The organism is Thiobacter subterraneus (genome assembly GCF_055379455.1).
The window spans coordinates 982,500-1,002,835 of sequence record NZ_AP042402.1 but is presented as its reverse complement, the minus strand read 5'-3'; the positions used below and the strand labels follow the sequence as shown (position 1 = coordinate 1,002,835).

General features: G+C 66.5%; 20 protein-coding genes and 1 pseudogene. 14 read left to right on the top strand and 7 right to left on the bottom strand.

Annotated elements, in window-relative coordinates; genetic code table 11:
* Positions 1–63: 63 nt before the first annotated feature.
* The 12 genes from ACZ42P_RS05070 to ACZ42P_RS05015 all read left to right on the top strand — a co-directional run bounded on the left by ACZ42P_RS05070 (position 64) and on the right by ACZ42P_RS05015 (position 11,393).
* Positions 64–924, top strand: coding sequence for a prephenate dehydrogenase (locus ACZ42P_RS05070; RefSeq protein ID WP_464899002.1), 861 nt, complete (start codon positions 64–66; stop codon positions 922–924).
* Positions 921–2,915, top strand: coding sequence for a bifunctional 3-phosphoshikimate 1-carboxyvinyltransferase/cytidylate kinase (locus ACZ42P_RS05065; protein WP_464899001.1), 1,995 nt, complete (start codon positions 921–923; stop codon positions 2,913–2,915). Before ACZ42P_RS05070 ends, ACZ42P_RS05065 begins: the two co-directional genes overlap by 4 nt.
* Before the next feature lie 129 nt (positions 2,916–3,044).
* Positions 3,045–4,778: a 30S ribosomal protein S1 gene (gene rpsA, locus ACZ42P_RS05060; RefSeq protein ID WP_464899000.1), complete on the top strand. Its 1,734-nt coding sequence runs from the start codon at positions 3,045–3,047 to the stop codon at positions 4,776–4,778.
* A 16-nt stretch (positions 4,779–4,794) separates the two neighbouring features.
* Entirely contained in the window at positions 4,795–5,109 is a 315-nt protein-coding gene (locus ACZ42P_RS05055) for an integration host factor subunit beta (protein WP_464898999.1), read from the top strand.
* Positions 5,110–5,200: 91 nt separating this feature from the next.
* On the top strand, positions 5,201–5,491 hold the full coding sequence (locus tag ACZ42P_RS05050; protein WP_464898998.1) for a lipopolysaccharide assembly protein LapA domain-containing protein: 291 nt from the start codon (positions 5,201–5,203) through the stop codon (positions 5,489–5,491).
* 12 nt (positions 5,492–5,503) lie between these two features.
* A complete protein-coding gene (gene lapB / locus ACZ42P_RS05045) occupies positions 5,504–6,688 on the top strand; it encodes a lipopolysaccharide assembly protein LapB (RefSeq protein WP_464899368.1) in 1,185 nt (394 codons plus the stop codon).
* 3 nt (positions 6,689–6,691) lie between these two features.
* Positions 6,692–7,405: an orotidine-5'-phosphate decarboxylase gene (gene pyrF, locus ACZ42P_RS05040; RefSeq protein ID WP_464898997.1), complete on the top strand. Its 714-nt coding sequence runs from the start codon at positions 6,692–6,694 to the stop codon at positions 7,403–7,405.
* Positions 7,402–8,724, top strand: a complete 1,323-nt coding sequence (locus tag ACZ42P_RS05035; RefSeq protein WP_464898996.1) for a UDP-glucose dehydrogenase family protein — start codon at positions 7,402–7,404, stop codon at positions 8,722–8,724. Before pyrF ends, ACZ42P_RS05035 begins: the two co-directional genes overlap by 4 nt.
* 2 nt (positions 8,725–8,726) lie before the next feature.
* Positions 8,727–9,659 (top strand): D-glycero-beta-D-manno-heptose-7-phosphate kinase, encoded by a 933-nt coding sequence (gene rfaE1 / locus ACZ42P_RS05030; RefSeq protein ID WP_464898995.1) that lies wholly within the window; start codon positions 8,727–8,729, stop codon positions 9,657–9,659.
* A 22-nt stretch (positions 9,660–9,681) separates the two neighbouring features.
* Positions 9,682–10,692 (top strand): ADP-glyceromanno-heptose 6-epimerase, encoded by a 1,011-nt coding sequence (gene rfaD / locus ACZ42P_RS05025; protein WP_464898994.1) that lies wholly within the window; start codon positions 9,682–9,684, stop codon positions 10,690–10,692.
* A 13-nt stretch (positions 10,693–10,705) separates the two neighbouring features.
* Positions 10,706–10,936 carry a hypothetical protein gene (locus ACZ42P_RS05020; protein WP_464898993.1) on the top strand — a complete coding sequence of 77 codons (231 nt, stop codon included), beginning with the start codon at positions 10,706–10,708 and terminating at the stop codon, positions 10,934–10,936.
* A 22-nt stretch (positions 10,937–10,958) separates the two neighbouring features.
* Positions 10,959–11,393 (top strand): hypothetical protein, encoded by a 435-nt coding sequence (locus ACZ42P_RS05015; protein ID WP_464898992.1) that lies wholly within the window; start codon positions 10,959–10,961, stop codon positions 11,391–11,393.
* 41 nt (positions 11,394–11,434) lie between these two features.
* Here the strand turns inward: ACZ42P_RS05015 and ACZ42P_RS05010 are convergent, their stop codons facing one another.
* From ACZ42P_RS05010 to ACZ42P_RS04980, 7 genes and pseudogenes are all read right to left on the bottom strand, one after another.
* Positions 11,435–11,860, bottom strand: coding sequence for a GlcG/HbpS family heme-binding protein (locus ACZ42P_RS05010; RefSeq protein ID WP_464898991.1), 426 nt, complete (start codon positions 11,858–11,860; stop codon positions 11,435–11,437).
* A gap of 2 nt (positions 11,861–11,862) precedes the next feature.
* Positions 11,863–12,981, bottom strand: coding sequence for a hypothetical protein (locus ACZ42P_RS05005; RefSeq protein WP_464898990.1), 1,119 nt, complete (start codon positions 12,979–12,981; stop codon positions 11,863–11,865).
* Between the two features lie 10 nt (positions 12,982–12,991).
* The gene (locus ACZ42P_RS05000; protein ID WP_464898989.1) at positions 12,992–13,714 is read right to left on the bottom strand and encodes a UDP-2,3-diacylglucosamine diphosphatase; all 723 of its coding nucleotides are present in this window, start codon (positions 13,712–13,714) and stop codon (positions 12,992–12,994) included.
* A gap of 73 nt (positions 13,715–13,787) precedes the next feature.
* Positions 13,788–14,285 (bottom strand): peptidylprolyl isomerase, encoded by a 498-nt coding sequence (locus ACZ42P_RS04995; protein ID WP_464898988.1) that lies wholly within the window; start codon positions 14,283–14,285, stop codon positions 13,788–13,790.
* 40 nt (positions 14,286–14,325) lie between these two features.
* Positions 14,326–14,895: pseudogene (locus tag ACZ42P_RS04990) on the bottom strand (peptidylprolyl isomerase); the annotation flags it as partial.
* Positions 14,896–15,006: 111 nt separating this feature from the next.
* Complete coding sequence (locus tag ACZ42P_RS04985) at positions 15,007–16,269, bottom strand: L,D-transpeptidase family protein (RefSeq protein ID WP_464898987.1); 1,263 nt, start codon at positions 16,267–16,269, stop codon at positions 15,007–15,009.
* 2 nt (positions 16,270–16,271) lie between these two features.
* On the bottom strand, positions 16,272–17,339 hold the full coding sequence (locus ACZ42P_RS04980) for a nuclear transport factor 2 family protein (protein WP_464898986.1): 1,068 nt from the start codon (positions 17,337–17,339) through the stop codon (positions 16,272–16,274).
* 91 nt (positions 17,340–17,430) lie between these two features.
* Between ACZ42P_RS04980 and gltX the strand changes: the two genes are divergently transcribed.
* Together gltX and cysS are read left to right on the top strand one after the other, a co-directional pair.
* A complete protein-coding gene (gltX, locus tag ACZ42P_RS04975) occupies positions 17,431–18,837 on the top strand; it encodes a glutamate--tRNA ligase (RefSeq protein WP_464898985.1) in 1,407 nt (468 codons plus the stop codon).
* 6 nt (positions 18,838–18,843) lie between these two features.
* Entirely contained in the window at positions 18,844–20,211 is a 1,368-nt protein-coding gene (gene cysS, locus ACZ42P_RS04970; protein ID WP_464898984.1) for a cysteine--tRNA ligase, read from the top strand.
* Positions 20,212–20,336: the final 125 nt, after the last annotated feature.

Below are 20,336 nucleotides of genomic sequence, written 5' to 3'. Positions count from 1 at the left end.
AGCGGGCACGGACGGCATCGTCCGGGATTTTCCGGCACCCCGGCGTCTTCTGCGTGGCCATCCATGTTGAACAAACTCGTCATCTTTGGTGTCGGCCTGATCGGCGGCTCCTTCGCCCTGGCGCTGCGCGAGGCCGGGATGGTGCGCCAGGTGGTGGGCTTCGGCCGCAGCGCCGGCAACCTGGAGGCGGCGCGCGCCGCCTCGGTGATCGACGAAATCGGCAGCGATCCCGCCGCGGTGGGCGATGCCGATCTGGTGGTGCTGGCGGTGCCCGTGGGCCAGATGGCGGACATTTTCGCGGCCATTGCGCCCCACCTGGGGCCGCAGACCGTGGTGACGGACATGGGCAGCACCAAGCAGGACGTGGTGGCACTGGCGCGTGCCCACCTGGGCAGCCGGCTCGCGCGCTTCGTGCCGGCGCATCCCATCGCCGGCGCCGAGAAAAGCGGGGCCGGCGCGGCGCACGCCGACCTGTTCCAGGGGCGTAAGGTGGTGATCACCCCGCTGCCCGAGACCGATCCCGCGGCCTGCCATTTGGTGAAAGCGCTGTGGACTGCCTGTGGCGCCCAGGTGGCGGACATGACGCCGGAGGAACACGACGCCCTGTTTGCCGCGGTGAGCCACCTGCCCCATGTGCTGGCCTTCGCGCTGGTGGATTACATCGCCGGACGGGCCGATGCGCCCCGCCTGTTTGCCTTTGCCGCCAGCGGTTTCCGGGACTTCACCCGGATTGCCGGCAGCTCCCCCGAGATGTGGCGGGACATCTGCCTCGCCAACCGCGAAGCCCTGTTGCGGGAAATCGCCGGCTTCGAGGGGGAACTGGCCCGCATCCGGACGCTCATCGAGGCGGGTGACGGCGCGGGTCTGATGGAAGTGTTCCGGCAGGCACGGGACGCGCGCCACACATTCTTGAAAGCTGAATGACGCTCCGCTTTCCGGGGCGGCAAAAAACGAACATGGACTATCTCGATCTCCAACCCATCGCCCGCATGGCCGGCACGGTGGTCCTGCCCGGCTCCAAAAGCATCTCCAACCGCACGCTCCTGCTTGCGGCCCTCGCCGAGGGTGTGACCGAGGTGAAGGGGCTGCTGGATTCCGACGACACGCGCGTGATGCTGGAGGCGCTGCGACGTCTGGGCGTTAAATGGGAGCGGGTGGGGGAGAGCGACTGCCGTGTCACCGGTGTGGGAGGGCCGTTCCCGGTCAAGGAAGCCGAGCTCTTTCTGGGCAATGCCGGCACCGCCTTCCGGCCCCTCACCGCGGTGCTCGCCCTCTCCCGGGGACGCTACCGGCTGTCCGGCGTGCCGCGCATGCACGAACGCCCCATCGGCGATCTGGTGGAGGCCCTGCGCCAGCTGGGGGCCCGCATCGACTATCTGGGCGAGGCCGGCTATCCGCCGCTGGCCATCCACGAGGCGCACATCCAGGCGGGCGGCCGGGTGCGCATTCGCGGCAATGTGTCGAGCCAGTTCCTCACGGCCCTGCTCATGGCCCTGCCCCTCACCGGCGAGACCACCACGGTCGAGGTGGTGGGTGAGCTCATCTCCAAGCCCTACGTGGAGATCACCCTCAATCTGATGCGCCGCTTCGGCGTGGAAGTGGAGCGGGAAGGCTGGCACATTTTCCGCGTGGCGGGCGGCAGGCACTATCGCAGTCCGGGCATCATCCATGTGGAGGGCGATGCCTCCAGCGCTTCCTATTTCCTGGCGGCGGGCGCCATCGGCGGCGGCCCGGTGCGGGTGATGGGCGTGGGACGCGAAAGCATCCAGGGGGACATCCGTTTCGCCGACACGCTGGCCCAAATGGGCGCGCTGATCCGCATGGGGGACGACTGGGTGGAAGCCTGCGGGCCGCGCCGGCTCAAGCCTCTCGATGCCGACCTCAATCACATTCCGGACGCCGCCATGACGGTGGCGGTGGCGGCGCTGTTCGCCCAGGGGCCCACCACCATCCGCAATATCGCCAGCTGGCGGGTCAAGGAGACCGACCGCATCGCCGCCATGGCCAATGAACTGCGCAAGGTGGGCGCCACCGTGCAGGAAGGACCGGATTACCTGTGCATCACCCCGCCCGCCGGGGGCCTCACGCCCGGCGCGGTGATCGAGACCTATGACGACCACCGCATGGCCATGTGTTTTTCCCTGGTGGCGCTGGGGGGCGTGCCGGTGCGCATCCTCGATCCCGGCTGCGTGGCCAAGACCTTCCCGGATTATTTCCGGGTGTTTCTGAGTCTCGCCCAGCCCGACGTGCCGGTCATCGCCATCGACGGCCCTGCCGCGTCCGGCAAGGGCACGGTGGCGCAGCGCGTGGCGGCGCGGCTGGGTTTCCATTATTTGGACAGTGGCGCCCTGTACCGCCTGGTGGCGCTCGCGGCCCTGCGCGGGGGGGTGGCCTGGGACGACGAGGCGGCGCTTGCCCGTCTGGCCCGGGACCTCGATGTCCGCTTCGACGGCGGCCGGGTGTGGCTGGCCGGCGAAGAGGTGACGGACGCCATCCGCACCGAAGAAGTGAGCCAGGGGGCCTCCAGTGTCGCCCACTGGCCGGCCGTGCGCGACGCGCTGCTCGACCGGCAGCGGGCCTTCCGCCAACCGCCGGGCCTGGTGGCGGACGGCCGGGACATGGGCTCGGTGGTGTTTCCCGACGCCCGGCTCAAGATCTACCTCACCGCGAGCCCCGAGGTGCGCGCCGAGCGGCGATATAAACAGTTGATGGAAAAAGGAATGTCTGCTAACATCCAAACTCTTTTGCAGGACATTCGGGCGCGTGACGCACGGGATTCCCAGCGCAGCGCCGCCCCCCTGCAGAAGTGCGCGGATGCGAGCCTGCTGGATACCAGTTCCCTCACCATCGACCAGGCGGTCGAAGCGGTGCTGCAGCAGTATCGGGCCTCATCCGGACCGGGTGTCGCCGGCTAGTGGAAAGGCGGATCGGCCGGGCACGTGCGGGCCACGTGCCGCGGGTCGGGTTTTTCCTTTTTCACCCCGGCGACGTTGTGTGAACCAACCCGTCTTCGACCAAAGGACGGCTTTTTCAGGTACCAATTCATGATGGCGACTTCCCAAACTTCCACCAGCCAGGCTGCGCCCAACAGCAACGAAAGCTTTGCCGCCCTGTTCGAAGAATCCCTTGCCCGCCAGGAAATGCGCGTGGGCGAACTCATCACCGCCGAGGTGGTGGCCATTCAAGGCGACGAGGTCATCGTCAATGCCGGTCTCAAATCCGAAAGCGTGATTCCCGCCTCCGAGTTCCGCAATGACCGCGGCGAACTCGAGGTGAAAGAAGGCGACTTCGTCACCGTCGCCATCGAGGCTCTGGAAGACGGCTACGGCTCCACGCGCCTGTCGCGCGAGAAGGCCAAGCGCATCGCCGCCTGGCAGGAGCTGGAACAGGCCATGGAGAACAATCAGCTGGTCAAGGGCGTGATCACCGGCAAGGTGAAGGGCGGTCTGACCGTCATGATCAACGGCATCCGTGCCTTCCTGCCCGGCTCCCTGGTGGACATCCGCCCGGTGAAGGACACCACTCCCTACGAGGGCAAGGAATTCGAGTTCAAGGTCATCAAGCTGGACAAGAAGCGCAACAACGTGGTGGTCTCGCGCAAGGCGGTGCTGGAAGCGACTCTGGGCGCCGAGCGCCAGGCCCTGCTGGAAAACCTCAAGGAAGGCATGGTGGTCAAGGGCATCGTCAAGAACATCACGGACTACGGTGCCTTCGTGGATCTGGGGGGCATCGATGGCCTGCTGCACATCACCGATCTGGCCTGGCGCCGGGTCAAGCATCCCTCGGAAGTGCTTTCCGTGGGCGACGAGGTGGAAGCCAAGGTGCTCAAGTTCGACCAGGAGAAAAACCGGGTCTCCCTGGGTCTCAAGCAGCTGGGCGACGATCCCTGGGTCAACATCTCCCGCCGCTATCCGCCGGGCACGCGTCTGTTCGGCAAGGTGACCAATCTCACGGACTACGGCGCCTTCGTCGAGATCGAGCCGGGCATCGAGGGGCTGGTGCACGTCTCCGAGATGGACTGGACCAACAAGAACGTGCATCCCGCCAAGGTGGTGCAGGTGGGCGACGAGGTCGAGGTGATGATCCTGGAAATCGACGAGGAACGCCGCCGCATCTCCCTGGGCATGAAACAGTGCAAGCCAAATCCCTGGGAAGAGTTCGCCGCCAATTACAAGAAGGGCGACAAGGTCAGGGGGCAGATCAAGTCCATCACCGATTTCGGCGTGTTCATCGGCCTGCCCGGTGGCATCGACGGGCTGGTGCATCTGTCCGACCTGTCCTGGTCGCAGCCCGGTGAGGAAGCCGTGCGCAACTACAAGAAGGGCGACGAGGTGGAAGCCGTGGTGCTCGCCATCGACCCCGAGCGGGAGCGCATCTCCCTGGGCATCAAGCAGCTCGAGGGCGATCCCTTCAACAACTACGTGATGAGCCACGACAAGGGCGCCATCGTCAAGGGCACGGTGAAATCCCTGGATGCCAAGGGTGCCGTGATCCAGCTCGCCGATGACGTGGAAGGCTACCTGCGTGCCTCCGAAGTCTCCCGTGACCGGGTGGAGGACATCCGCACCCACCTCAAGGAAGGCGACGAGGTCGAGGCCATGATCATCAGCGTGGACCGCAAGAACCGCAGCATCAACCTGTCCATCAAGGCCAAGGAAGCGGCGGAGGCAGCGGAAGCCATGCAGAAGATGGCCAGCGACCAGTCCGCCAGCAGCGGCACCACCAATCTGGGCGCACTCCTCAAGGCCAAGCTGGATACCAAGAGCACCGGACAGTGAGCACCGGGGGTCGGCCATGACCAAATCGGAACTCATCATGCGGCTGTCGGCGCGCTATCCGCAGCTGGTGGCCAAGGATGCGGAACTGGCGGTGAAGACCATCCTGGATGCCATGGCCAAGAGTCTGTCCGAGGGGCAGCGCATCGAGATCCGCGGCTTCGGCAGCTTTAGCCTCAACTACCGGCCGCCCCGGATCGGGCGCAATCCCAAGACGGGCGGCCGGGTGGAGGTGCCGGCCAAGTATGTGCCCCATTTCAAGGCCGGCAAGGAGCTCAGGGACCGGGTGGACAACCGCAAACGGGCGGCCGCCGGGGAAAGCAATCCCGCGTGAGCCCGGCATGGCAGGGCAGGGCGGCAGCGTCGCGAGATGGTGCCGCCTTTTCTTTGCCGGCTGAAATCCTGCGCAGACGGAGCATGCAGCCATGCGTTTCGTGACCCCCATCCTCGGACTCTTCCTGTTCCTGTTGGCGGTGGGGTTCGCCGCGAAGAACAGCGAGGTGGTGACGGTGCGCTACTACCTGGGCGCGGCGTGGCAGGCACCGCTGGTGGTGGTGCTGCTCCTGGCGTTCCTGCTGGGTGTGGCGGCGGGTGTGGCGGCGAGTTTTTCCTACCTCCTGCGCAGCCGGCGGGAAATCCTGGGCCTAAAGCGCGAGCTGCGCAGCCGGGCCCAGGAGGGCAGCCGTGCCCAGGAACCCCAGGGTGGGGGCGCCTGAGGGTCCATGGGCATGGACTTCGAATACTGGTGGCTGCTGGCCTTCCCCCTCTTTTTCCTGCTGGGCTGGGTGGCGGCACGCATCGACATCCGGCACGTGATTTCCCAGTCGCGTCAGCTACCCGAATCCTATTTCAAGGGTCTCAATTTCCTCCTCAACCAGCAGCCGGACAAGGCCATCGAGGCCTTCACCGAGGCTGCCCGCGCCGACAGCGAAACGGTGGAACTCCACTTCACCCTCGGCGGCCTGTTCCGGCGCCGGGGCGAGGTGGAGCGGGCCATTCAGCTGCACCAGGGGCTGGTGGAGCGGCCGGATCTGGGCCAGGAACAGCGTCTGGCGGCGCAGCTCGAGCTGGGCCAGGACTTCCTCAAGGCGGGACTCCTGGACCGGGCGGAACAACTGTTCCAGACCCTGCTGTCCACCCGCTACGCCGAGGCGGCGCGGCGCGCGCTGATGGAGATCTACGTCCAGGAAAAGGAATGGGACAAGGCCATCGCCATGGCCCGGGCGCTCGCCGAGACCTCGGCTGCCGCCTGCGTGGTGGAGATAAGCCAGTTCCATTGCGAAAAGGCCGCGGCCGCCGCAGTGGAAGGCCGCTTCGACGCCGCGCGGGCAGAACTGGAGGAAGCCCTCCGGGTCAACCGTCGCAACGTGCGGGCCACCCTGCTCGCCGGCGATTTCGCCCTGGCCGAGAAACGGCCGGAGGAGGCGATTGCCGCCTGGAAGCGGGTGGAGGCCCAGAATCCGGATTATCTGCCGCTGGTGGCGGAAAAACTGCTTGCCTGCTACCGGGATCTCAAGCGGGTCCAGGATGCCGCCCTCCTGCTCAAGGGCTGGCTCGCCAACCATCCGTCCGTGGACCTCTTCAGCGCCGCCTTCCAGGCCGTGCTGGAGGCGGAGGGCAGTGAGGCGGCCTACCGCCTGGGCCGCGAGGAGCTGCGCCGCAATCCCACCCTGCTGGGGCTGGAGAAGATCCTCGAGGCGCAGCTCTACGAGGCGGCCCCCGAGGCGCGCCAGGATCTGGAAGCCATCCGCAATCTGGTGCACCAGCACGCCCGCCGGCTGGCCTTCTTCCAGTGTGACAATTGCGGCTTCAAGGCACGCCAGTTCTTCTGGCGCTGTCCCGCCTGCGGCGGCTGGGAGACCATGCCGCCGCGCCGTCTGGAAGAACGCCAGGCCCAGTCCGCCACCGCGTGATCCATGTCCCAGCCCACCGAACCCCGCATCATCGTCGCCCTGGACTACGCCGCTGCCGCGCCTGCCCTGGCGCTGGCGCAGCGGCTGGACCCCGCCCGCTGCCGCCTGAAGGTGGGCAAGGAGCTTTTCACCGCCGCCGGCCCCGCCCTGGTGGAACGACTGGTGGCAGCGGGTTTCGGTGTGTTCCTCGACCTCAAGTTCCACGACATTCCCAACACCGTGGCGGCAGCCTGCCGCGCCGCGGCCGGGCTGGGCGTGTGGATGGTCAACGTGCATGCCCTGGGCGGACGCGCCATGCTCACCGCGGCGGCGGAGGCCGTGGCGGCAGCGCCCCGCCCACCCCGTCTGGTCGCCGTCACGGTGCTCACCAGCCTGGGCGCCCGGGATCTGCTGGAAGTGGGCGTCAGGGACACACCCGAGGAAGCGGTGCTGCGCCTTGCGCGCCTCGCCCACGACTGTGGACTCGATGGTGTGGTATGTTCGGCCCGGGAAGCGGCGGCGCTGCGCGCGGCGCACGGGCCGGGGTTCCTGCTGGTCACGCCGGGCATCCGGCCGGCGTGGGCCGGCGCCCAGGACCAGGTGCGTATCGCCACGCCCGCCGAGGCGCTGCGCGCCGGGGCAAGCCATCTGGTGATCGGCCGGCCCATCACCCAGGCCCCGGATCCCCTGGCGGCGCTGACACGAATCGAATCCGAAATCGAAGGACTCAAGCCATGAAAATCACCATCATCGGCACGGGCTACGTGGGCCTCGTGACCGGCACCTGTCTTGCGGAAGTGGGCAACGAGGTCATGTGCCTCGATCTGGATACACGCAAGATCGAGCTGCTGAACCAGGGCGGCATTCCCATCTACGAGCCCGGTCTGGAGGACTTGGTCAAGCGCAATGTGGCGGCCGGCCGCCTGCACTTCACCACCGACGTGGCGAAGAGCGTGGCCTTCGGCCAGGTGCAGTTCATCGCCGTGGGCACGCCGCCGGACGAGGACGGTTCGGCCGACCTGCAGTACGTGGTGGCTGCGGCCCGCAACATCGGCCGCCACATGGAGGACTACAAGCTGATCGTGGACAAGTCCACGGTGCCGGTGGGCACGGCCGACAAGGTCCGCGCGGCGGTGCGCGAGGAACTGGCGCGGCGCGGCGTGGACATTCCCTTCTCGGTGGCCTCCAATCCGGAATTCCTCAAGGAGGGCGCCGCGGTGGAGGACTTCATGCGTCCGGACCGCATCGTCATCGGCACCGACGATGGGCGCGCACTGGAGATTCTGCGCACTATCTACGCACCGTTCCAGCGCAACCACGAGCGGCTCATCGCCATGGACGTCCGGTCGGCGGAACTCACCAAGTATGCCGCCAACGCCATGCTCGCCACCCGCATTTCCTTCATGAACGAACTGGCCCTGCTGGCGGAAAAGCTGGGTGCCGACATCGAACACGTGCGTCAGGGCATCGGCTCCGACCCGCGCATCGGCTATCACTTTCTTTATCCGGGGGTGGGCTACGGCGGCTCCTGCTTCCCCAAGGACGTGCAGGCCCTGCAGCGCACGGCCCAGGAGCATGGTGTCACCCTGCGTGTCGTCAATGCCGTGGAACAGGCCAACGAGCACCAGAAACAGGTGCTGCTGGGCAAGATCAAGCGCCGTTTCGGCGACGATCTGTCGGGGCGCCGCTTCGCCCTCTGGGGTCTTGCGTTCAAACCCAACACCGACGACATGCGCGAGGCGCCCAGCCGCGTCATCATGGAAGGACTGTGGCGGGCCGGCGCCACGGTGCATGCCCACGATCCGGTGGCCATGCACGAGGCACGCCGCATCTACGGGGATGAGCCGCGCCTCACTTATGCCGACACGCCCATGGAGGCGCTGGACGGCGCGGACGCCTTGGTCATCGTCACCGAGTGGAAGGTGTTCCGCAGCCCCGATTTCGAGGCGATGCGTGCGCGCCTGAAACAGCCCGTGATCTTCGACGGACGCAACCTCTACGAGCCGAAGGTGGTGCGCGAGGCGGGCTTCGAATATTTTCCGATCGGCAGGCAGTGAGGATGCAGCCGGTGCGGCAGGACATTCTGCAACGGGCGCGCGTCCTGGTGGTGGGCGACGTGATGCTGGACCGCTACTGGTTCGGCGAGGTGAGCCGCATCTCGCCGGAGGCTCCGGTGCCGGTGGTGCGGGTGACGGCCAGTCAGGACCGGCCGGGCGGCGCCGCCAACGTGGCGCGCAACATCACCGCGCTGACCGGTCAGGCCTGGCTGCTGTCAGTGGTGGGCGCGGACGAAGCGGGCAGCAGCCTGCGCCGGCTGGTGGAGGCGGAAGGGGTCCAGGCCTACCTGCACACGGATGCCAGCATCTCCACCATCATCAAGCTGCGCGTGATCGGCCGTCAGCAGCAGCTTTTGCGCATCGACTTCGAGACGCCACCCAGCCACGAGATCCTCGCCGCCAAGCTCGCGGACTACGAACGCCTGCTGCCCGAGTGCGACGTGGTGGTGCTGTCGGATTACGGCAAAGGCGGCCTCATGCACATTGAACGCATGATCGCCCTGGCCCGGGAGGCCGGCAAGCCGGTGCTGGTGGACCCGAAGGGCGATGACTATGCCCGCTACCGGGGAGCCACCCTGCTCACGCCCAACCGTGCCGAGTTCCGCGAGGTGGCCGGCAGCTGGAAGAGCGAGGAGGAGCTGGAACGCAAGGCCCACGCCCTGTGCCGGGAACTGGAACTGGATGCGCTCCTCGTGACCCGCAGCGAGGAGGGCATGACCCTGTTCCGCAACGGCCGGCGTCTGCACGAACCGACCCAGGCGCGCGAGGTGTACGACGTTTCCGGCGCGGGGGATACCGTGATCGCCACCCTGGCGCTGATGCTGGCCTGCGGCGCCGGGCTGGAGGAGGCCATGCGCACCGCCAACCGCGCGGCGGGCATCGTGGTGGGCAAGCTGGGGACGGCGGTGGTGCACCACCACGAACTGTTCGGCTGAGGCAGCAACCCAAGGAGTAGCCATGTATTACATCGTCACCGGCGCCGCCGGTTTCATTGGTGCCAACATCGTCAAGGCCCTCAACGAGCGGGGCGAGACCGACATCATCTGCGTGGACAACCTCGCGCGGGCGGACAAGTTCCGCAATCTGGTGGACTGCGAGATCGCCGATTACATCGACAAGCAGGTCTTCCTGGACATGCTGCTGGACGGGGCCTGGGAGGGGGAGATCGCCGCGGTGTTCCATGAAGGGGCCTGCTCCGACACCATGGAGACCGACGGCCGCTACATGATGGACAACAACTACCGCTACACCGTCACCCTGTTCGAGCACTGCCAGGCGGAGGACATTCCCCTGCTCTATGCCTCTTCTGCCAGCGTCTATGGCAGCGGACTCGTGTTTCGCGAGGAGCGCCAGTTCGAGGCGCCCCTCAACGTCTATGGCTATTCCAAGTTTCTGTTCGATCAATACCTGCGCCGCCACTGGCAAAACCTCACCAGCCAGGTGGTGGGTTTCCGTTACTTCAACGTGTACGGTCCGCGGGAACAGCACAAGGGGCGCATGGCCTCGGTGGCCTATCATTTCTTCAACCAGTACATGAGCGAAGGCCGGGTGAGGCTGTTCGAGGGTTGCGCCGGCTACGGCAATGGCGAGCAGCGGCGGGATTTCGTATCCGTGGAGGACGTGGTCAAGGTCAACCTCTATTTCCTCGACCATCCGGAATATTCCGGCATCTTCAACGTGGGTACCGGTCGCTCCCAGACCTTCAACGATGTCGCCGTGACCACCATTAATGCCTGCCGCCGCGCACGCGGCGAGGCACCGCTCACCCTTGCCGAGCTGCAGAGCCGCGGTATCATCGAATACATTCCCTTCCCCGAGGCGCTCAGGGGCAAATACCAGAGCTTCACCGAGGCGGACATTTCCAGCCTGCGCAACGCGGGCTACCAGGAGCCCTTCCTCACCGTGGAGGAAGGGGTTGCCCGCTACGTGGAATACCGCCTCGCCCAGGGTGAAGGCCAGACCAACTGAAGGGAGAGCCGTGATGCCGTATTTCGTGTACCGAGTCGAGAACCAGCCCATCCGCCGTCTGGAAAAGCTCAGCATGTTCGAGGTGTTCAAGGAGGCGAGCGCCTTTGCCAAGCAGCAGCGGGCGAGCCAGAACCTGCCCGAAGGCGTGATCATCAAGGTGATCTTTGCCGAGAACGAGCTCATCGCCGAGGATCTGCTGTCCCAGGTGCGCGAAGCGCCGCCCCGCATCGGCGACGACTACTGAGGCTCCCACGCCGCGGTCCGGCATGTACGACGAGAACGCCTACCGGCAGACGTATTCCGAGGTCAATTCGCTCCAGTGCGTATTCGAGCGGAGCATGCTCAGGCGCTGCGTGGACTGCGAGCTGGGGGTGCGGCGCAACATTGCCGAACGGGAGGCGGTGGGCTGCCGCGACCAGGCCGCCCATGCCCTGTGCAAGGGTTTCAAGGAGCGGCTCAAGCACGCCGCCATGTTCGTGCTCAAGGTGACCCACCCGGATGACCCGCTGCCCCATGCCAAGGAGCTCAAGCTCCAGTGCGGCGGCCTGGCGGGGCTGAGAGCCTGTGTGGGGGAGGCGGGGACGCCCAGCGTGGCCGCCGACCTGCGGACGGCGCTGGCCCGCTATGGCAGCCTGGATGAGCTGCCCTACCAGGACCTGCTGCCGGCGATTCGGGCCTTCGAGCCGCGGCCCTGGCGCTGACGCGCCGACCTGCGCCACCCGGCCGTGGCGCGCCGGGTTTCCTACGCCAGGCGGGCGGCGCCCGCCCGGGCGATCAGTCCATCCTGTTCGGAGGTGACGCCGCTCACGCCAATGGCGCCCACGATCTCGCCCGCCACCACCAGGGGCAGGCCTCCTTCCACCGGCGTCACCCCGGGCAGGCCCAGGACGGCCCGACGGCCACCGGCCAGTGCCTCCTCCCAGGACTTGCTGGGACGTCGAAAGGCAAGCGCCGTGCGGGCCTTGGCCTGGGCCACCTCGATGCTGCCGATCTGGGTGCCGTCCATGCGCACCAGGTGGATCAGATGACCGCCGTCGTCCACCACCGCGATCACCACATTCCAGCCGCGCCGGCGGGCATAGCCTTCCGCTGCGGCGGAAATTTTGCGTGCGGCGGCGAGGGTCAGGGTGTGCTTGGCCAGCAGGGGCAGAGGGGACTTGCGGGACATGGCTAGGCGGCCTTGTTGCGCAGCGCCAGGGCGCGTCGTTTTTCGTAGGCCTCGCGGGCGATGGCCACGTCCTCGAGGAAAGCCGGCAGCTCCTCCAGGGTGAGGGCCTGGGGCCCATCCACCAGCGCCTTGGCCGGGGCGGGGTGGAAGTCCACCAGAATCATGTTGGCGCCGGCGATCACGCCCTGGGCCACGGCGTGCTGGATGTCGAGAATGCCGTCCGGATCGGCTCCGCGCGCGCCCACGGAATGGGAGGGGTCGATGCACACCGGCATGCGCGTGAGGCGCTTGACCACCGGCACGTGGGCGAAATCCACGAAGTTGCGGTGGGGATCGCCCATGTTGGTCTTCATGCCGCGCAGCCCGAACACCACCCTCCGGTTGCCCTCGGAGGCGAGGTATTCGGCGGCGTTGAGGGATTCGTCCAGGGTGATGCCGAAGCCGCGCTTGAGCAGCACCGGAAATTCCTGCTGGCGTCCCACGATCTTCAGCAGTTCAAAGTTCTGCGTGTTGCGCGTGCCGATCTGCAGCATCACGCCGGTGGGGTTGCCGGTCAGGCGCAGGGCTTCCCGGATTTCGTCCACGTGGGATTCATGGGTCACCTCCATGGCGATCACCTTGATCCCGTACTTCCCCGCCAGTTCGAACACATAGGGCAGGCAGGCCTTGCCGTGGCCCTGGAAGGAATAGGGGCTGGTGCGGGGCTTGTAGGCGCCCATGCGGGTGCAGACCTGGCCGTGGGCATGGAGCGCCCTAAGCATGAGCTCCACGTGTTCCCGCGTGTCCACCGCGCACAGGCCGGCGAAGATGTTGAGGTTGTCCTGGCTGAAGCGTACGCCGTTGTATTCGAAATGGGTGGGGCGGGTATCGTCCTTGTGCCGCCCCAGCACCCGGTATTCCTCCGACACGCGCACCACCCGCTCCACGCAGGGCAGGCTTCTCATGTAGTCCATGGAAAGGGTGGCAGTGTCACCGATGAGGTAGATCTCGGTCAGCCGCTGGTGGGCGCCCTGCTCGTGGTGGACGCGATACTCCACGTTGGGCAGACGGTCGAGGTAGTCCAGCAGCTGCCGGTACTCCGGCGCGTGCAGGTCAACGTCTGGGGTGAGAATCAGGATCATGCAGGGTCTTTCACAGGGTCAGCGCATGCAGGGTGCAGCCGTTGGCATCGCAACGCAGGTAGCCGCCCTGCTCGTACCAGTCCGGCAGCACCCAGCGCTCGCAGAGCATACCATCCACGCGGTGCGCGTGGCGTGCCGGCCGGTGGGTGTGACCATGGATGAGTCGGGGCGTGGCATGCTGGCGCAAGGCCGCTTCCACCGCCCGGGGATTGACGTCCATGATGGCCGCGGGCTTGCCGGCCTTTTCGGTTTCGCTTCGGCTGCGCAGGGCGGCAATCTGTGCCTTGCGTGCCGCCAACGGCTGGGCCAGGAAGTCGGCCTGCCAGCGGGCATCGCGCACCTGGGCGCGAAAGCGCTGGTAGTCCGTGTCGTCCGTGCACAGGGTGTCCCCATGCATGAGCAGCGTGGGCGTGCCATGGAGGCTGATCACGCTGGGATCGGGGAGCAGACGTGCCCCGCTGGCCCGGGCGAAGGCCGGGCCCAACAGGAAATCCCGGTTGCCATGCATGACGTACAGGGGCATGCGTGCTGCGACCCGGGCCAGTGCGTTGACGACGCGGGCGTTGAAGGGCTCGGAAAGATCGTCGTCCCCCGCCCAGGCTTCGAACAGGTCGCCGAGGATGTACAGGCCCCCGGCGTCCCCGGGCGCGTGGTCCAGAAAGCGCTCGAACAGGGCGGTGATGGCGGGCCGCTCCGGGGAGAGGTGCAGGTCGGAGATGAACAGCGTGAACACGGGGGAAAGCCTGGGAGGCGGCAGGGGCCGCACCGGGGGAAGCCCCGCGCAGGGCGCGCGGTGCCCCGCCTGGTCAGACGACTTCGGCGCTTTCGATCACCACGTCTTCCAGCGGAACGTCCTGATGGCCCGCGCGGCTGCCGGTGCGTACCTTCTTGATCTTGTCCACCACGTCCTGGCCCTCGATCACGCGCCCAAATACGCAATAGCCCCAGCCCTGGGGGGTGGGCGCAGTGAAGTTCAGAAAGTCGTTGTCGGCCACGTTGATGAAGAACTGGGCGGTGGCGGAGTGGGGATCGGGTGTGCGGGCCATGGCGATGGTGTAGGCCTCGTTCTTGAGGCCGTTGTCCGCTTCGTTGCGGATGGGCGCGCGTGTGGGTTTCTGCACCATGCCCGGGGCGAAGCCACCACCCTGGATCATGAAGCCGTCGATCACCCGGTGGAACAGGGTGCCGTTGTAGTGACCGCTGTTGACGTATTCCAGGAAGTTGGCGGTGGTGAGCGGCGCCTTCTCCGCGTCAAGTTCCAGCAAGATGCTGCCGAGGTTTGTGTTGAGTCTTACCTTTGCCATGGGCTTTTCCTTTGGGTTGGGGGGTTGAGGCGGACGGGGCCGGTGGCAGCAGCGCCACTTTTTCGATCACCACCGGCTCCAGGGGTACGTCTTCCCTCAGCGGGCCGGCGGCGCCGGTGGGCAGGGCGGCGATTTTCTTCACCACGTCGAAGCCGCTCACCACCCTGCCGAACACGGCATAGCCATAGTAGTCCGGATCGTCCTTGTAGTGGTTGAGGAACTTGTTGCTGTCCAGGTTGATGAAGAACTGGGAGGTGGCCGAATCGATCTCCCGGCCGCGCGCCATGGCCACCGTCCAGGCCTCATTGGTGAGCCCGTTCTTGGCCTCGCTGGGAATGGGTGGCAGGGTGGGCTTGGGGGTGAAATCCGGCGTGAAGGCGCCGCCCTGGACGATGAAGTCGTTCACCACCCGGTGGAAGATGGTGCCTTCGTAGAAACCGGCTTGGACGTAGTTCAGGAAATTGGCGACGGTCACCGGCGCCTTGTCGGGATAGAGCTCGAGTACGATGTTGCCGTGGCTGGTCACCACCTCCACACGCGGGTTGGCAGCCCGGGCCGGCAGGGCGCAGACCAGCAGCAGGGCGAGCGATGCGAGCAGCAGGTTTCTCATGGCAGCCTCCTTTTTGCGCAGGGTGAGGCAAATGTTTTATCCCGTTCGTCGGGCGCTGACAATTACCAAAATTTGCATTGGGCCGGCGGCCGGACGTGCCTTGGGCGCGGCTTACGCTGCCCCTTCATAGACGATCTTCCACACGCCGTTCTCCTCGCGCCAGTACTGCCGCTTGCGCATGGTGTGTGTCAGGTTGTTGCTGCGGTAGTCCTGGTCGAAGGTGACCACCGCCAGTTTTTCCCGCCCCGGATAGCGCAGGATGCTCAGGTTGGAAAGCGTGATGCGCACGTGGGTCTTGCCGGCGTTCACCTGCCGCTTCTGGGCCGCCCAGGCGGCGAAATGCAGCTTGCCATTGCTGAAGGCGGGGGAATAGTGGGCGAGGTAGCGTTCCGTGTCCAGGCTTTCCCAGTCGCGCCGCCAGCGTTCGATTTCGCGGCTGACGGCCTCCCGCTCGGCGTGCCATCGGCTGCGGTCCATCCAGGTGATGCCGTCGGTGATGATCACGGGGGTGTGGCCCACGTTCAGATACTGGCGCAGGGCGTTGATGTCTTCGTTGCTCAGCACCACACAGCCGTTGCTGGCGCGGGGCGGGCGGCTGTAGGTGTCACTGGGCACCCCGTGCAGCCAGATGCCGGAGCCGTTGCGTCCCTGACGGCGATCCCATTCGTTGGGATAGTTGATGGGGAAGGCGCCGGCGCCGTAGAAATCGGTGAGCCTGGCCGGCGGCAGTTCCTCGGTGACAAAATACACGCCCAGCGGCGTGCGCTGGTCGCCCTCGCGATATTTGTCCGCGCCACGCTTGCCCACGGTGACGTAGAAGTCGGTGACGTAGCGGGGCTCGCCCTGGTCGTTGCGGTACAGGTAGAGGCGGGAGCGGCTGGTGTCCACCACGAGCGCATGGCTCTGGGCCGGATCCAGCTTGAGCAGGTATTCCGGGATGCGGTCCTGGGGCACGGGCTCCAGGTAGCGCTGCAGGCGCACGCGTGCCTCCTCGCGGAAATCCGGCACCCGCTGGTCGGCCACGTCGCCCAGGGTGGCGATGGGACGTGCCCGCGCCATCAGGAGATCGCCCTTGATGAGATGCGCCAGCCGGAAATTGGGGCGAAGGCTGAGCAGGGTGTCGATATTGGCAAGGGCCTGATCCAGCCGGTTGTTCTGGATGTCCAGCAGGCTTTGCACCAGCAGGGCTTCGGGGGTGCGCGCTACCGGGGCGGGCGTGGCCGCCACGGCGCGCGGCCGGCTGCCCATGGCCGTGGCCGGCGGTTCCGCCAGGGGTAGTAGGAGGAGCCAGGTGAACAGGACGGTGAGCTTGCCCCGGTGGGCGGACAGGGCATCGCGCCAGGAGGAGGACCGCAAGCGGTGAGTCACCCGCATGCTCAGCCGCCGACCCGTTCCTGCTCGATCAGCCATTTCTCGCCGTGGCGCTTCAGCACCAGGGTCTTGGTCACGGTGGAATCCAGCCGTTCCGCCTCATAGCGCTGGCGGAAGGTGACCGCAATGCGGTCGTCGCCCAGCACCCGGGGTTTGACATCGGAGACCGTGACCTGGATGCGCTTGGGGGCCGTGATCCGTTCGCGCCGGGTCTTTTCCCATTCTCCGCGGCTTTGCCCGCGCGGCGGTTTGAAGTCAGGGCCATAGTAGGAGAGGTATTCGGCCACGTTCTGCGCCGACCAGGCACGGGCCCAGCCATGGACCGCCTTGAGTGCGCCCTCGGTGGCGTCCGGCCGGGCCTTGGTGGAGGGTTCGGGCGCCTTCTCCGGTGCTTTTTCCGCCGGCGCGGGGGCGGGCGCCTTCTCGGCGGCGGCCGGGGCAGGCGCAGTCGCCGGTGTCGCCACCGCAGGGGTGGCCGGCGCAGGTTTGGCAGCTGCCGGCGGCGCGGCCGGGTGCGCGGCTTCGGCCTTGGCGGCAGGGCGCTGCAGGCGGCTGTTGATGGGGAAGATTTCCTTGATCAGGGAGAGTTTCATCTGCGCTGCGGTGTTGTTCTTGTCCAGCTGCAGGGCGCGGTCATAGGCCTGGCTTGCCAGCTTGGCGTAGATGTCGCCCAGGTTTTCGTGGGCGGTGGCATAGGAGGGATGGGTCTGGATGGCCATCTCCAGTGCGCGGCGCGCCTTGTCGTACTGCTGCTGCTGGGCGTAGAGCACGGCGAGGTTGTTGTAGGGTTCCGGCAGTTCCGGGTAGTCCTCGGTGAGGGCGGTGAAGATCCTGATCGCCTCCGCGGTCTTGTTCTGTTCGGTGAGGATCACCCCCTTGAGGAAACGCGCGCGGGCGTCCTTGGGCCGGCCGGCGAGATAGGCATTCACCCGCTCCAGGGCCTGGTTGAGATTGCCCTGGCGCACGAGCTGCTGGGCATCGTCGATTTCGTCGCCGAATGCGGGAAAAGAGGCTGCGGCAAGCCACAGGGAGGCGAACAGACTGATCAGCGTGCAAGCGGTGCGCAAGGTCATTGTGTTATACTCGGGCCCAATAATTTCTTTGTAATTCCAACATTTTAACCACAAGCTCCAAGCCCCGACAATCTGCGTGCCGCGATCTCCCATGGCGTCCGTCAAGACCCGCTTCGCTCCCAGCCCCACCGGCCTCATCCATTTCGGAAACGTACGCACTGCCCTGTTCAATGTCCTGTTCGCGCGCAAGGCGGGCGGCACTTTTTTGTTGCGTATCGAGGACACCGATCTCGAGCGCAGCCGCGAGGAATTCATCGAGGCCCTGAAGGAGGATCTGCGCTGGCTCGGCCTTAACTGGCAGGAGGGTGAAGGCGAGGGCGGGCCGGCCGCGCCTTATCGTCAGTCCCGGCGGGGCGACATCTACAGCCACTATCTGCAGCAGCTCGAGGCCCAGGGGCGGGTCTATCCCTGTTTCTGCAGTGCGCTGGAACTGGAGGTGTCGCGCAAGGTGCAGGCGGCGGCGGGCAAGCCGCCCCGCTACTCGGGCAAGTGCGCCCATCTCAAGCCGGAGGAGGTGGCGCGCAAGCAGGCGGAAGGGCTGCCCTATACCCTGCGTTTCCGCATGCCTGCGGACACCGTGCTGGCCTTCGACGATCTGGTGCGCGGCCCGCAGAAATTTCCCAGCGAGGACATCGGCGACTTCATCATCCGCCGTTCCGACGGCACCTTCGCCTTCTTCTACGTCAACGCCCTCGACGACGCGTTGATGGGGGTGACCCATGTGCTGCGGGGCGAGGATCACCTGGCCAACACGCCGCGGCAGATCGCGATCCTGCAGGCGCTGGGGCTGCCGGTGCCCCAGTATGGCCACATTTCCCTGATCGTGGACAGCCATGGCGCGCCCCTGTCCAAGCGCACCGGCAGCCTGTCGGTGCAGGAACTGCGCGAGCTCGGTTACTTCCCCATCGCCGTCAACAACTATCTGGCCCGTCTCGGTCACCATTTGGAGGAGACCGGACTGCTCACCCTGGAGGGGCTGGCCCAGGCGTTCGAGCTGGACCACTTGGGGCGTGCCCCGGCGCGCTACGACCGCGCCCAGCTGGATCACTGGCAGGCCCAGGCGGTGCAGCATGCGGATGCCGATGCGCTCACGGCCTGGCTGGCGCCCGCCGTGCATGGCCTGGTGCCGGAGGCGGACCTGCAGGCCTTCGCCCTCGCGGTGCGCGCCAACGTGATGTTCCCCCATGATGCGCGCCTGTGGGCCGAGGCGATCTATGCCGATGCCCTGCCCATTTCCGAGGCGGCGCGCCAGGTGCTGGAGGAGGCGCCACCGGAGTTGTTCCGCATCGCCGCCGATGCGCTGCTGGAGGACATGGATTTCAATGCCTTCGCGCAGCGGGTGAAGGCGGCCAGCGGCCGGTCCGGCAAGCAGCTGTTTTTGCCCCTGCGTGCGGCGCTCACGGGCCAGACCTTCGGGCCGGAAATGCCGCCCCTGTTCCGGCTCATGGGCTACGAGCGGGCCCGCCACCGTCTGGTGCAACACGTCCTTTCCACTTAAGTTGCCATGCTGATCCACAACACCCTGACCCGCGCCAAGCAGGAATTCGTTCCCATCGAGCCCGGCAAGGTGCGCATGTACGTGTGTGGCATGACGGTCTATGACTACTGCCACCTGGGCCATGCCCGCGTGATGGTGGTGTTCGACATGGTCTATCGCTGGCTCATGGCGAGCGGCTTCGACGTCACCTACGTGCGCAACATCACCGACATCGACGACAAGATCATCCGCCGCGCGGCGGAAAATCACGAATCCATCGCCGAGCTCACCGACCGCTTCATCCGTTACATGCACGAGGACGAGGCGCGGCTGGGCGTGCTGCGCCCCACCCACGAGCCGCGTGCCACCCAGTTCGTGCCGGGCATGATCCGCATGATCCAGACCCTGATCGACAAGGGACTGGCCTACAGCGCCCCCAACGGCGACGTCTATTACGCGGTGGCGCGCTTCCCGGGCTATGGCAAGCTGTCGGGCAAGTCCCTGGAGGACCTGCGTGCCGGCGAGCGGGTGGAGGTGGACCCCAACAAGCGCGATCCCCTGGATTTCGTCCTGTGGAAGGCGGCCAAGCCGGGCGAGCCGCAATGGGATTCGCCCTGGGGGCCGGGCCGGCCCGGCTGGCACATCGAGTGCTCGGTGATGAGCGAGCATTACCTGGGCGAGCATTTCGACATCCACGGCGGCGGCCAGGATCTGCAGTTTCCCCATCACGAAAACGAGATCGCCCAGTCCGAGGGGGCCCACGGCCACCCCTTCGTGAATTACTGGATGCACATCGGCTTCGTGCGCGTGGACAACGAGAAGATGTCCAAATCCCTGGGCAATTTCTTCACCATTCGCGAGGTGCTGGAAAAGTTCGACCCGGAGACCGTGCGCTTCTTCATCCTGCGCGCCCATTACCGCAGTCCGCTCAATTACTCCGATCAGCATCTGCGGGATGCCAAACAGTCCCTCGACAGCCTCTATCTCACGCTGCGCGACGTGCCGCCGGCGGAGGTGGCGCTCGACTGGAGCGATCCTTACGCGGCCAGGTTCAAACAGGCCATGGACGACGACTTCGATTCCCACGGTGCCATCACCGTGCTGTTCGAGCTGGCGCGCGAGGCGAACAAGACCCGCTCCGGCCGGCTGTCCGGGCTGCTGCGCGCCCTGGGGGGCACACTCGGACTGTTGCAGAACGACCCGGCCAGCCATCTGCGCGGCGACCCGTCCGTGCTGGGCTATGCGCCGCAGCAGATCGAGGCACTCATCGCGGAGCGTCTGGCCGCGCGCAAGGCCCGGGACTTCGCCCGCGCCGATGCCATTCGCGCCGAGCTGGCGCAGGCGGGTATCGTCCTGGAGGACGGGGCCCAGGGCACCACCTGGCGGCGCGCCTGAGCGCCGGCCGGGCCCGCGCAAGGGCGTGGCCGGGATGTCGCCGAATCCTGCATCCATGCCGCGGAGAGTCTGACCATCGCCACCTTCAAGACCGTCTTCCCCCCGCTGCTGATCGAGATCCAGCA